Source organism: Yoonia tamlensis, from assembly GCF_900115105.1.
Classification (GTDB): Bacteria; Pseudomonadota; Alphaproteobacteria; order Rhodobacterales; family Rhodobacteraceae; genus Yoonia; species Yoonia tamlensis.
In genome coordinates, this window is the sequence record NZ_FOYP01000001.1 from 1,999,092 (window position 1) to 2,011,930 (window position 12,839).

Annotated in this window: 13 protein-coding genes and 1 tRNA gene; 13 read left to right on the forward strand and 1 reads right to left on the reverse strand. The window is 58.6% G+C overall.

Annotation, left to right across the window (positions count from 1 at the left end; genetic code table 11):
- Positions 1-187: 187 nt before the first annotated feature.
- The 11 genes from BM320_RS10235 (at position 188) to BM320_RS10280 (ending at position 10,726) form a co-directional block, all read left to right on the forward strand.
- On the forward strand, positions 188-1,123 hold the full coding sequence (locus tag BM320_RS10235) for a phosphate acyltransferase (protein WP_090199622.1): 936 nt from the start codon (positions 188-190) through the stop codon (positions 1,121-1,123).
- A complete protein-coding gene (locus BM320_RS10240) occupies positions 1,120-2,178 on the forward strand; it encodes an acetate/propionate family kinase (protein ID WP_090199624.1) in 1,059 nt (352 codons plus the stop codon). Before BM320_RS10235 ends, BM320_RS10240 begins: the two co-directional genes overlap by 4 nt.
- Positions 2,179-2,183: 5 nt before the next feature.
- Positions 2,184-4,991, forward strand: coding sequence for a molybdopterin oxidoreductase family protein (locus tag BM320_RS10245; RefSeq protein WP_090199626.1), 2,808 nt, complete (start codon positions 2,184-2,186; stop codon positions 4,989-4,991).
- Positions 4,988-5,608, forward strand: a complete 621-nt coding sequence (locus BM320_RS10250) for a DUF6882 domain-containing protein (protein ID WP_090199628.1) — start codon at positions 4,988-4,990, stop codon at positions 5,606-5,608. The genes BM320_RS10245 and BM320_RS10250 overlap by 4 nt, the downstream gene beginning before the upstream one ends.
- Positions 5,605-5,754 (forward strand): hypothetical protein, encoded by a 150-nt coding sequence (locus BM320_RS16420; RefSeq protein ID WP_165615028.1) that lies wholly within the window; start codon positions 5,605-5,607, stop codon positions 5,752-5,754. The genes BM320_RS10250 and BM320_RS16420 overlap by 4 nt, the downstream gene beginning before the upstream one ends.
- Complete coding sequence (locus BM320_RS10255; protein ID WP_090199630.1) at positions 5,751-6,500, forward strand: 4Fe-4S dicluster domain-containing protein; 750 nt, start codon at positions 5,751-5,753, stop codon at positions 6,498-6,500. The genes BM320_RS16420 and BM320_RS10255 overlap by 4 nt, the downstream gene beginning before the upstream one ends.
- On the forward strand, positions 6,500-7,372 hold the full coding sequence (locus tag BM320_RS10260) for a dimethyl sulfoxide reductase anchor subunit family protein (RefSeq protein WP_090199632.1): 873 nt from the start codon (positions 6,500-6,502) through the stop codon (positions 7,370-7,372). Before BM320_RS10255 ends, BM320_RS10260 begins: the two co-directional genes overlap by 1 nt.
- A 68-nt stretch (positions 7,373-7,440) precedes the next feature.
- A complete protein-coding gene (locus BM320_RS10265; protein WP_090199635.1) occupies positions 7,441-8,337 on the forward strand; it encodes a 2-dehydro-3-deoxygalactonokinase in 897 nt (298 codons plus the stop codon).
- A gap of 3 nt (positions 8,338-8,340) precedes the next feature.
- Positions 8,341-8,946 (forward strand): 2-dehydro-3-deoxy-6-phosphogalactonate aldolase, encoded by a 606-nt coding sequence (locus tag BM320_RS10270; RefSeq protein ID WP_090199637.1) that lies wholly within the window; start codon positions 8,341-8,343, stop codon positions 8,944-8,946.
- Positions 8,943-9,767, forward strand: coding sequence for an SMP-30/gluconolactonase/LRE family protein (locus BM320_RS10275; protein ID WP_090199638.1), 825 nt, complete (start codon positions 8,943-8,945; stop codon positions 9,765-9,767). Before BM320_RS10270 ends, BM320_RS10275 begins: the two co-directional genes overlap by 4 nt.
- Positions 9,764-10,726: an aldose epimerase family protein gene (locus tag BM320_RS10280; protein ID WP_311135498.1), complete on the forward strand. Its 963-nt coding sequence runs from the start codon at positions 9,764-9,766 to the stop codon at positions 10,724-10,726. Before BM320_RS10275 ends, BM320_RS10280 begins: the two co-directional genes overlap by 4 nt.
- Here BM320_RS10280 and uraH read toward each other — a convergent pair.
- Complete coding sequence (uraH, locus tag BM320_RS10285; protein ID WP_090200552.1) at positions 10,723-11,067, reverse strand: hydroxyisourate hydrolase; 345 nt, start codon at positions 11,065-11,067, stop codon at positions 10,723-10,725. The genes BM320_RS10280 and uraH overlap by 4 nt on opposite strands.
- 157 nt (positions 11,068-11,224) lie before the next feature.
- Here uraH and BM320_RS10290 point away from each other — a divergent pair.
- Both BM320_RS10290 and BM320_RS10295 read left to right on the forward strand, forming a co-directional pair.
- Positions 11,225-11,301, forward strand: a tRNA-Met gene (locus BM320_RS10290).
- Between the two features lie 95 nt (positions 11,302-11,396).
- Positions 11,397-12,833, forward strand: coding sequence for an FAD-binding oxidoreductase (locus BM320_RS10295; protein WP_090200554.1), 1,437 nt, complete (start codon positions 11,397-11,399; stop codon positions 12,831-12,833).
- The last annotated feature ends 6 nt before the right edge of the window (positions 12,834-12,839 follow it).

Consider the following 12,839-nt stretch of genomic DNA (forward strand, 5'->3'; position numbering starts at 1 on the left):
TTGCCATTTGCCCCCAGCCTGCCGGTTACCGCAGCTCACGCAATTTCTATGTTCGGGGGGCTTTTGCCAGCACCTATGCGGGGTTCGGGTTTTTGCCTGTGTTTAGATATCTGCGGTTTTCCCTTGCCGATCTTGCCCGCACTTGGCCTACTGCGGCTAAATATGACATAAAAAGGCATCCTCCCCAATGACCCTTCCCTTTCCTTTCCTCGCCCCACAAAACGCCCCTTGCCCTGCAGGGCTTCTGGCCAAGGCGCAGGCCCTGCCAACGCCAAAGGTCGCGCTGGTTAACGCTGGCGCCGTGAACCCGCTGCAAGGGATCCGCGAGGCGGCTGAACTGGGCCTTGCCGATCCGGTTTTGATCGGGGATGCGGATAAAATCAGGCGCACCGCCGACGAAATCGGCTGGGACATAAGCCCCTACCGCATTGAACACGCGCCGCATGAAACCGCCGCAGGGCGCGCCGCCGATCTGGCGCGCGACGGCGAGGTGAACAGCATCATGAAAGGACAGATCCATACGTCCACCTTTCTGAAAGGGTTGCTACCCTCTGCGGCGGGCCTGCGCGAAAAAGGCACCCGCTGCGGGCATGTGTTTCACATCAACCGCGCGGGGTCCGAACGGCCGTTGCTGCTGACCGATGCCGCGCTGAACGTGAACCCGAGCGTCGACACCCGCAAAGCCTGCCTTGCCCACGCGGTGCGGCTGGCCGAAATCTTGGGCGACACGGATATCAAAGCCGGCATTCTGGCCCCGACCGAAGACCCGATCACGTCGATCCCCAATACCGGCGAGGCGGCAGAAATCGCCGCCTGGGCCAAATCAGCGCTGCCAAATGCCACCGTGCAGGGGCCGATGGCGCTTGATCTGATTTTCAGCGCCGAGGCCGCACGCGCCAAGAACTACGCCTCCGATGTATCAGGCGATGCCGATATCATGCTGGCCCCCAATATCACATCCGGCAACGCGCTGTTCAAACTTATGGCGCTGGGCATGGGTTGCTGCGCAGGCGGGTTGGTTATGGGGCTGCGTGTGCCGGTTCTTTTGACATCACGCAGCCAACAGGCCCCGGCGCGGATATGCTCGGCCGCACTTGGAGCAATTGTGGCGGCTGCATCATGATTCTTGTCATCAATGCCGGATCATCATCGCTCAAGGTAGCTTTGTTCAAACCTGATCTTAGCCAAATCGCGGATGGAATGGTCAGCAATATCGGGGGTGCGGCCCGCCTCAAACTGGGGGGGTATACCGCAGCAGTTGATGCGCCCGATCATGCCAGCGCCTTGACACAAATGTTGGCTGGATTGGACACCCAAGGTCATAAAAACACAGAAATTACCGCCACTGCGCACCGTGTTGTGCATGGTGGCACATATTTTTCAAAGCCTGCGCGCGTCACGCCTGCGGTGATCGACGCAATCCGCACCTGCATTCCGTTGGCCCCGCTGCATAACCCAGTGAACCTGATCGGGATCGAAGCATTGGCCAAATCGCACCCCGATCTGCCGCAGTTTGTCAGCTTTGACACCGCCTTTCACGCGGGAAATCCGGCTATTGCGACCCGCTATGCCATTCCTGTTGCGCAACATGCAGCGGGCATTCAACGCTATGGATTTCACGGGTCATCATATGCCAACATGGTGACAGAATTTGGCGCGGACCTGCCGCACCGCCTGCTTGCGCTGCATCTCGGCAACGGGGCAAGCCTCTGTGCAATCAGGGACGGCAAATCGGTTGCCAGCTCAATGGGCTATTCGCCGATGTCGGGCTTGGTTATGGGCACGCGCTGCGGTGAAATTGACGGGGCTGCCGTGCTGCGTATCGCGACTGATCTGGGGCTAGATGGTGCGGATAGGCTGTTGAACAAACAAAGCGGGCTAAAGGGCCTTGCGGGCGACAACAATATGAAAACCCTGCTTGCGCGCGGCGATGACGCTGCGCATTTCGCGGTGGATCATTTTTGCTATTGGGCCGCGCGTCAGGCCGGTTCGGCGATTGTGGCGATGGGCGGGTTGGACGCGGTCGCATTCACTGGCGGGATTGGCGAAAACGCGGCCACCGTGCGCGATAAAATCATGGCACATCTGGCCTGCTTTGGCGAAGTGCCGGTGCATGTGATCGCAGCCGACGAGGAAAAACAGATCGCGCGTGACGCGCGGTCGCTATTGGGGGAATAGCCGACGTGCCAAAAGACCAACCCAGCCTTGATACATCACCGCCTGTATCGGACGAGGTCCGTCAAACGACCTGCTACATGTGCGCCTGCCGCTGCGGGATCAACGTGCATATGAAGGCTGGAAAGGTCGCCTATATCGAAGGCAACAAGGATCACCCTGTGAACAAAGGCGTTCTGTGCGCAAAAGGTTCGGCAGGGATCATGCAGCATAACGCGCCATCGCGCCTGCGCGCACCATTGAAACGGGTCGGCCCGCGCGGGTCGGGCGAATTTGAGGAAATCAGCTGGGAAGAGGCGCTGGAAACGGCCGTTTCATGGCTGAAACCGATTCGCGAAACTGCCCCTGAAAAGCTGGCATTCTTTACAGGGCGCGATCAGTCGCAAAGTTTCACAAGCTTTTGGGCGCAGGCGTTCGGCACCCCCAATTATGCGGCCCACGGGGGTTTTTGTTCGGTCAATATGGCCGCCGCTGGCATCTATACGATGGGTGGCGCGTTCTGGGAATTCGGCCAGCCCGACTGGGACCACACAAAGCTGTTTATGCTGTTTGGCGTTGCCGAAGATCACGACAGCAACCCGATCAAGATGGGCATCGGCAAGATCAAACAACGCGGTGCGCGCATGATCAGCGTGAACCCGATCCGCACCGGTTACAACGCTGTGGCGGATGACTGGCTGGGGATAACGCCGGGCACGGACGGGCTGTTTATTCTGGCACTGGTGCATTGCCTGCTAAAGGCAGGCAAGGTCGATCTGGACTATCTGGCGCGGTTTACGAACGCATCCGTGCTGATCAACCAAGACCCGAAATCGGATCAATACGGTCTTTTTTTGCGTGGTAAAGACGGACAGCCGCAGGTGATCGATCGCCGCACCGGCAAGCTGGCCGCGTGGAACGGCAAAGGCGTTGAACCCGATCTTTCCGGCACCCACCAAAGCGGCGGCGTGACCCATCACACCGTGTTTCACATGATGGCAAACCGCTATCTTGCCGGTAAATATGCCCCCGAGGCCGTGGCGGACCGCTGCGGCATCCCCGCCCAGCGCATCCATGCCATTGCCGCCGATCTGGCGCGCGTAGCCTTTGACGAGGCAATCACGCTGGACCGCGCATGGGTCGATTTTCGGGGAAATCGACACAAGACGATGATCGGGCGGCCTGTATCATTTCACGCAATGCGCGGGATATCGGCCCATGCCAACGGGTTCCAGACCTGCCGTGCGCTGCACATGTTGCAGATCATCCTTGGCACGGTTGAGACGCCCGGTGGGATGCGGTTCAAACCGCCCTACCCCAAACCCGCAACTGCGCATCCAAAGCCGCATTGCAAGGTCGTGCCGGGCCAGCCGCTTGACGGGCCGCACCTGGGTTATGTGCAAGGCCCCGAGGATTTGTGCCTGAACGATGCGGGCGATCCGATCCGCATCGACAAGGCCTATACTTGGGAAAATCCGATGTCGGCCCACGGGTTGATGCATATGGTGATTTCCAATGCCCATGCGGGCGATCCCTATAAAATCGACACGCTGTTCATGTATATGGCGAATATGGCGTGGAATTCATCGATGAATGTGGGCGGCGTGCATGACATGCTGACCGACACAGATGAGAACGGCGATTACGTGATCCCACGGATCATCTATTCAGATGCCTATTCATCAGAAATGGTGGCCTATGCCGATCTGATCCTACCTGACACAACCTATCTGGAACGCCACGATTGCATTTCTTTGCTGGACCGCCCGATTTGCGAGGCAGACGGTATCGCCGACGCAATCCGTTGGCCCGTGGTCGCACCTGACCGCGATGTGCGCGGGTTCCAATCGGTGCTCTGTGATCTTGGCGCGCGGCTGGACTTGCCGGGGTTCGTGAATGAAGACGGCGGCGCGAAGTACAAAGACTACGCCGATTATATCACCAACCACATCCGGCGTCCCGGCATCGGCCCGCTTGCCGGTTTTCGTGATGGCGGTGATGGGCGCGGTGATGTGAACCCTGATCAACTTCAGAACTACATCGACAATGGCGGCTATTGGCTGAGCCACGTGCCCGAAGGCGCCGCCTATTATAAGCCGTTCAACATGGGCTATCAGGACTGGGCCGTGAAAATGGGCTGCTACGACGTGGTACAGCCTTATATCTTCCAGCTTTACGTTGAACCGATGCGCAAATTCCAAGCGGCTGCCGAAGGCACCGGGTTGCGCCAGCCCCCCGAGCACCTGCGCGCGCAAGTTCAAAAAACGATGGACCCGCTGCCAATTTGGTACCCCTCCGCGGAAGACGCGGCCGATGAATACCCCCTCCACGCGCTCACCCAACGGCCGATGGCCATGTACCATTCTTGGGGGTCGCAGAACGCGTGGCTGCGCCAAATTCACGGGGTGAACCCGCTTTATGTCCCAACAAAAATCTGGGAGGCAAACGGGTTCACCGAGGGCGACTGGGCCAAGGTCACATCCCCGCATGGCACCATCACCGTCCCCGTCGCACATCAGGCCAGCCTGAACGAAAACACGGTCTGGACGTGGAACGCGATTGGCAAACGCAAAGGGGCGTGGGCGCTGGACAACGACGCGCCCGAAACCACCAAAGGGTTCTTGCTCAATCACCTGATCCACGAATTGATGCCCCCCAAAGGCGACGGGCTGCGCTGGGCGAATTCGGACCCGATCACAGGCCAAGCCGCATGGTTTGACCTGCGCGTGAAAATCGAAAAGACCGCAACGCCAAAAGAGGTACAGCCGCAAATGCCCCCGATCAAATCAGCAGTGCCTGCGGGGCCAAAAACATTACGCTGGAAGGTAGGAAAATGACCCGTTGGAATCCCGTTCACTGGTTCAAACCCAAAGCTGCGCCTGCCGAGGCAGCAAACGATGCCTGCAAAAACTGGGGTGAATACAAAGGAACCGGCATTTGGTGGATATGCCCGGACTGCGACGCCCCGCATGAGGTCACGGACCAAGCCTTTTTCGACGAGGTCCAGAACGCCTGCGCAGACATTTCTGAATCGACACGAAAGATGTACGACGATTTCTACTTTAATAGTGATGGTGGGCGATGGGATATTGATCCCGACAACGGACTTTTTATCAAAACCGCACCTGATGGTCGCAAGGCCAGCGGGCGCTACGCAGTCGTCGGCTCTTGGAATGAAAAGACGCATTCTTGGTTATGGTCTTGGGAAATGGACGAAAGCTGGATGCCGCGTGCCGCGATTGAGCATGCGCAATACCTGTTGGATGCGGGCCGCGAAAAAGAGTGGGAAATCACATCGGCCAGACATTTGCTGGTGAATGCACATGAAACATGGCACCTGACAAACCTCGCTGCAAAAATCGCAGGTTTTCAGGGCACCTATCGTGCCAAGGTGAACGATCTTAATCATCACTATTTCATAATTGACCGGCTTGCGTGGGATCCGCTGCAATGAGCAATGCAAAGGTTCTGATGCTTATCGCCGCATTTGTGGCCCTCACATTCGGCAGTTTTATCTGGTTCATCGTGACATGGGACGCGGACAAGGAACAGCCGGTTGGCCAACTGACCCCCGCCTATATCGAAAGGGCCACCATATGACCCAACTGCCTCCGCCTTCTGCCAAAAAGCTTGGCCTTGTGATTGATCTGGATACTTGCGTGGGCTGTCATGCCTGCGTGATTTCGTGCAAGGGCTGGAATACGGAAAATTATGGCGCGCCGCTGTCGGACCAAGACCCTTATGGGGGCGACCCGTCGGGGACATTCCTTAACCGTGTCCATTCCTACGAGGTCCAGCCGGAAGACGCCCCCGCCCAGCTGGTCCATTTCCCCAAATCGTGCCTGCACTGCGAAGACGCGCCTTGTGTGACGGTCTGCCCCACAGGTGCCAGTTACAAGCGGGTCGAGGACGGGATCGTTCTGGTGAACGAGAGCGACTGCATCGGTTGCGGGCTTTGCGCGTGGGCATGTCCCTACGGTGCGCGTGAATTGGATGCGGATGCTGGGGTAATGAAGAAATGCACGCTTTGCGTGGACCGGATTTACAATGAAAACCTACCGCAAGAAGACCGCGAACCCGCCTGCGTGCGGACCTGCCCTGCGGGTGCACGGCATTTTGGCGATCTGGGCGATGCGGATAGCGATGTATCGAAACTGGTCGCAGAACGCGGTGGCTTTGATCTGATGCCGGAACTTGGCACCAAGCCCGTCAACAAATACCTGCCGCCGCGCCCGAAAGATGTGGCCACACCCTGTACGCCACTCGAAACCGTCGCGCATGACGGCAAAGGTTTTGCCGCATGGCTTGACCGCGCCCTATCGGCCCTACCCGGAGGAGGTAGCTGATGCATCCCGCACCTTCAGTCATTATTTTCACCACGTTTTCCGGCCTCGGGTTCGGCCTGCTTTTCTGGCTGGGGCTTGGGGTGATTACACCAACTGGCCTATCGGCGTTCATCTGGTTTGCGATTGCCTATGTCTTTGCGGTTGGCGGGTTGCTCGCATCCACGTTCCATCTTGGGCACCCCGAACGCGCGCTTAAGGCGTTCAGCCAATGGAAAACAAGCTGGCTCAGCCGCGAAGGCATCGCCGCGATCGCGACCCTGATCATCATGGCAATCTATGGCGCAGGGTTGGTTTTTGCGGCCACCCCGATTGCCATTCTGGGCTGGATCGGCGCACTGGGGGCACTGGCCACCGTATTCACCACATCAATGATCTATACCCAACTGAAAACCGTGCCGCGCTGGCACCACTGGTCGACCCCTATGTTGTTTCTCGGGTTGTCACTTGGCGGTGGGGCATTGCTTGCGGGGCAAGTCAAATTGACGATTACACTGCTGACATGCGCGGGCGGGTTGCAGGTATTCGTGTGGATCACGGGCGGCGCGCGGTTTGAACAATCGGGCAGCGATATGCAGACCGCCACAGGGCTTGGCAATATCGGCAAGGTCCGGTCCTTTGCGCCGCCGCACACGGGCAGCAACTATCTGATGCGCGAATTTATCTATGTGGTCGGGCGCAAACATGCGCAGAAGCTGCAAGTGATTGCGCTTGTTTTTGGGTTTGTCGCGCCCATCATCCTGCTTTTGATCCCGTTCAACCATATTTTTGCAGGACTTGCCGTGCTGTTCCATATCGGCGGGGTACTCACGCTACGCTGGCTGTTTTTTGCACAGGCCGAACATGTGGTCGGGCTGTACTACGGGATGCGCTGACACAAACCGTGCTTTTACTTTTGTTCGCGGTGCACTACCAATTCCCGCGAACATAGGGACGACATACGATGACTATCAAAGCAGATTGGATCGCCGTTGACTGGGGCACCAGCAACATGCGCGCTTGGGCGATGTCCGCAAGCGGCACGGTGCTGGCCGAAGGCAGCACCGACAAAGGCATGGGCCGCCTGACCCCCGCCGAATTTGAACCGACCTTGATCGAAGTCGCAGGGGACTGGATCGACGGGCCAACCACGGTGATTGCCTGCGGCATGGTCGGCGCAAAGCAAGGCTGGGTCGAGGCGCCTTATGCAGCGGTGCCCTGCCCTGCGATGGGTCATAACTTTGTGACTGCCCCGACGCAAAACCCCGATCTAACGGTGCATATCATCCCCGGCGTCAGCCAGGCATCCCCCGCCGATGTGATGCGCGGCGAAGAAACCCAGATCGCGGGGTTTCTTGCGCGCAACACCGGTTGGGATGGCGTAATTTGCCTACCCGGAACCCACACCAAATGGGTCCATGTCAGCGCCGATGAAATCGTCAGCTTTCAAACATGTATGACCGGTGAATTGTTCGCAACCATCAGCACGCACACCGTTTTGCGCCATTCGGTTTCCGGCGACGGCTGGGATCAGGCCGCGTTTGATGGCGGCTTGGCCGATGCGATGGCACGGCCCGAACGCATGGCTGCACAGCTGTTTTCGCTGCGCGCCCAAGGATTGCTTGACGGGCTTGGCAATGATGCGGCCCGCGCGCGGTTGTCGGGGCTGCTGATCGGGGCAGAGCTTGCCGCGAGCAAACCCTATTGGCTGGGCCAGCAGATTGCCGTGATCGGCGCAGGCGGGTTGTCGAAACTCTATGTTGATGCATTAGCGGCACAATCGGCCCCCGCCACCCAAGTCAACGGCAGCGCCATCACCCTTGCCGGTTTGACCGCTGCCTACCGCCTGTTGAAAGGATAGATCATGCACCGTCCCATTATCGCCATTTTGCGCGGCATTACCCCCGATCAGGCCGCCGCGGCCGCCGCAGCGCTGATCGACGCTGGCATCACCCAGATCGAGGTGCCGCTGAATTCACCCGACCCGTTTGACAGCATCAAAGCGATGGCAGATGCGCATGGGGATCAGGCGCTGATTGGCGCGGGCACCGTGCTGTCGACCGATGATGTCGGCCGTGTGGCGCAAGCAGGCGGCAAGCTGGTCGTGTCGCCAAATTGCGACCCGCGCGTCATTGTCGCAACCAAAACCGCCGGCATGCAAAGCTGGCCGGGTGTTTTGACGCCAGCCGAATGTTTTGCCGCGCTTAAATCCGGTGCTGACGGGCTGAAAATCTTTCCCGCCAACCTGATCGGTCCCGATGGGATCAAAGCCTTCCGCGCGGTTCTGCCCCAAGGCACATTGGTTTATGCCGTGGGCGGGGCTGGCAAGGACAACTTCAAACAATGGATAGATGCGAGCGCTGACGGGTTCGGCATTGGCTCTGCGCTTTATAAACCGGGAATGTCGATCGCAGATATCAGCGCACGCGCCCGCGACATCGTGACCGCATATGACGAGGCCGCAAAATGATCTTCGACGACACACATTGCCAGCTTGGCGAAGGCCCGCTGTGGCACCCGACCCGCAACCAATTATTTTGGTTCGATATTCTGAACAACCGGCTGCATACCAAAGGCCAGCATTGGGATTTTGACACATTTGTCAGCGCCGCGGGCTGGATCGATAATGACACGCTGATGATCGCCTCTGCCAAGGCGCTTTTGCGGTTTGACATCCCCACCGGCACGCATTCAGATATTTGCGCGCTTGAGGCGGACAACCCTGTGACACGCTCCAACGATGGGCGCGCGGACCCGCAAGGTGGGTTCTGGATTGGCACGATGGGGATCGATGCCGAAGACAAGGCAGGGGCGATCTACCGCTATTACAAGGGCGAGCTGCGCCAGATTTTCGCGCCGATCACCATCACAAATGCGATCTGCTTTGCCCCCGATGGCAAGACCGCCTATTTCACCGACACGCCGACGCAATTGGTCATGCAAGTCAGTCTTGATGCTGACGGCTGGCCCAATGCGGAACCGACTGTCTATCTTGACCTGCGTGGCACGGATGAACGCCCCGACGGGTCGGTCATTGATCAGGACGGCAACATGTGGAACGCGCAATGGGGGCTTGGCCGTGTGGCGGGCTACACCGCTGCTGGCAAGTTCATCAAAGCCTATGATTTCCCCGCCCCACAAACCACCTGTCCGGCCTTTGGTGGCGCCGATCGCAATATCATGTTCTGCACATCTGCGGCCGTGGGTCTGAACAGCGGCGAAAACAACGGCCAGACCTTCCAGATCACAACCGATATTCGCGGTCAGGCAGAACATCGGGTGATCCTTTGATCGCGCAATTTGGCACCACGCAAAACGGTGATCCGGTCGAAAAAGTGACCCTGCGCGCGGGTGATTTAGAGGTCAGCATCCTGACCTTGGGCGCAATTGTGCAAGACCTGCGGCTTGACGGGGTCGCCCACGGCCTGACGCTCGGGTCCGATACCCTGTCCGATTACGAGACAACAATGCGCTATCACGGCGCAATCGTAGGGCCCGTTGCAAATCGGATCAGCAATGCGCGTGTCCGGCTAGACGGGATGATGTACGAATTGGAACGCAACGACGGCGCGGGCCATTTGCATTCGGGCAGCGATGGCACCCATGCGCAAATCTGGACCATCGCGCAGCAAAGCGACAGCAGCGTCACGCTCACGCTTGATCTGGCCGATGGGGTTAACGGGCTACCCGGGCGGCGCAAGATTAGCGCGACATTTACCGTGGCTGCGCCCGCCAGCCTGACGCTCGATATTACGGGCACCACCGACACAAAAACGCTGATGAACTTTGCCAACCACAGTTATTGGAACTTGGACGCAAACGACACTTGGGTCGGGCACAAGTTGCAAATCGCGTCAGACAACTATCTGCCAACCACTGCGGCCAGCGCCCCCACAGGCGAAATTTGCCCTGTTGTAGGCACCGAGGTGGATTTCAGAACGGCGCGCAACTTTGACAAAGCGACCCCTGCGCTTGATCACAACTTTTGCTTGGATGATGCCACTGAATTGCGCGACGTGCTTTGGCTTACTGGGACCAGCGGCATAGCGATGACTGTCGCCACCACCGCACCCGGCATTCAGGTCTATGACGGGCGCGCAGCGCAGCGGCCGGATCGCGCGACATATGAAGGGCTCGCGATTGAACCGCAGCATTGGCCGGATGCGCCAAACCAGCGCGGATTTCCCAACATCACCGTGACGCCCGATGCGCCCTACCGCCAGACATCGCGCTGGACATTTACAGCCTAGCTGCCGCGATAGGTCGAAAAGCTGAAGGGCGAGACCAAAAGCGGCACATGGTAGTGTGACGCCGGATCATTGATGCCAAAACGGATCGGAATATCGTCGAGAAAGCTGACGTTTTCGCCACGCGCGAAGTAGGCCCCCGCCTGAAACACGAGTTCGTATTTGCCCACCGCAAAGGCATCTGTAGGCAGGATCGGGCTATCGGTGCGGCCATCATCATTGGTCACCATCGTGACCAGATGTTTGCGCGCGTCACCCTCTAGGCGATAAAGATCAACCGTCATCCCCGCCGCTGGCAGGCCGCTGGCGGTGTCCAGCACATGTGTTGTCAAAAATCCGGTCATCAATTGCCCCTTGTTGCGCCGCATCATGGTGCAAAAAACGGCCCCTGTTGTCACGTGGTTTTCATAGGTCGGGGCAAGGATAACAGAAAACAGGAAAAACCAGCCAGAATCGGTTTGACACCCCGCGCCCCATTGCGTAATCGGTCCTTCGTGATCAGGCGCGGTAGCTCAGTTGGTTAGAGCGATCGACTCATAATCGATAGGTCGGGAGTTCAAGTCTCCCCCACGCCACCACACTTCCCCCTTTGTCTGGAATGTTATGCCTGCGCTCTTTCGCGCGCGGTGGTTTCGCGCTAGGCAGATTTCACGCAGTTTTTGAGGGGGATAAGATGTCAGAAATTTGTGAACAAATTGCCAAGATAATCGGCGCGGACCGCGTGCTGACAGGCGCAGATGCCGCCCCCTATGCAACCGACTGGACGGGCCAATATACGGGCGCGCCCCTGGCCGTGCTGCGCCCCGCCAATACTGCCGAAGTCTCGGAAATAATGAAGATTGCGCATGCGACAGGCACGCCTGTGGTGCCAGTATCGGGCCACACAGGGTTGACGGGGGCGACATTGGCAACGGATGCGCTGGTGCTGTCGGTAGATCGGTTGAACAGCATTGACGCGATTGATGTCGCGGGCCGCACCGCCACGGTTGGTGCGGGCGTGATCTTGTCAAATTTGCACGACGCGGCGGATGCGCATGATCTGATTTTTCCGCTGACATTTGGGGCGCGCGGCTCTGCGATGATTGGCGGGGTTCTATCGACAAATGCGGGCGGATCAAACGTCGTGCGTTACGGCAATACCCGCGATCTATGTCTGGGGATCGAGGTCGTGATGGCCGATGGGCGGATCATGAACCTGATGAGCGCGCTGCACAAAGATAACTCCGGCCTGAACCTGCGCCACCTGATGATCGGGGCCGAGGGCACATTGGGGATTATCACCGCCGCCGTGATGAAGCTCAAACCCAAACCGCGCGCCTATGCGACCGCGATGATCGCACTGCCTTCGCTCGACGATGCGCTTTCACTGCTGCACGTGATGCAAGACAGCACCGGCGGCGCGGTCGAGGCGTTTGAATATATGCCGCGCAGCTATATCGACCGACACCTTGCGATCATGCCGGGTGCAAAGCCGCCCTTTGAAGACAGCTATGACGTCAATATTCTGATCGAAATCGGCGCCACGGCTGCGCACGATGCGACACCGGGGGCAAATGGGCAGGTCCCTGTTGTAGCGCAGCTTGAGGAAACGCTGGGAGCGATGCTCGAACAGGGCCGTGTGCTGGATGCGGTGATCGCCCAGAACCAAGCACAACGCGCGCAGATGTGGCAGCGCCGCGAAGACGCGGGCGAGGTGATGACCCGCGGCACGCCCTTTGTGAACACGGATGTCGCCGTACCGCTTGATAAGGTCGCAGCATTCGAGCGGATGATCACACCGCGCCTGAAAGCCATCGACCCCGACTGTAACGAGGTCATCGTGTCCCATCTGGGCGACGGCAATATTCACCACACCACATATGTCAGCAACAGCGCCCCCGCAGCAATGAAGGCCATGGTCGCAGCGGTCGAGGATGTTGTGCAGGAACTTGGCGGATCATTCAGCGCCGAACATGGGGTAGGCATTTCCAAACTGGATACGATGCGCAGGCGCAAAGATCCGGTCGCACTTGATGCGATGCGCGCAATCAAAGCAGCCCTTGATCCGAAAAACATCCTGAACCCCGGCAAGGTGATCCCGCCAGCAGATCCGGCCGCACAGAATTTTTGAAAAATT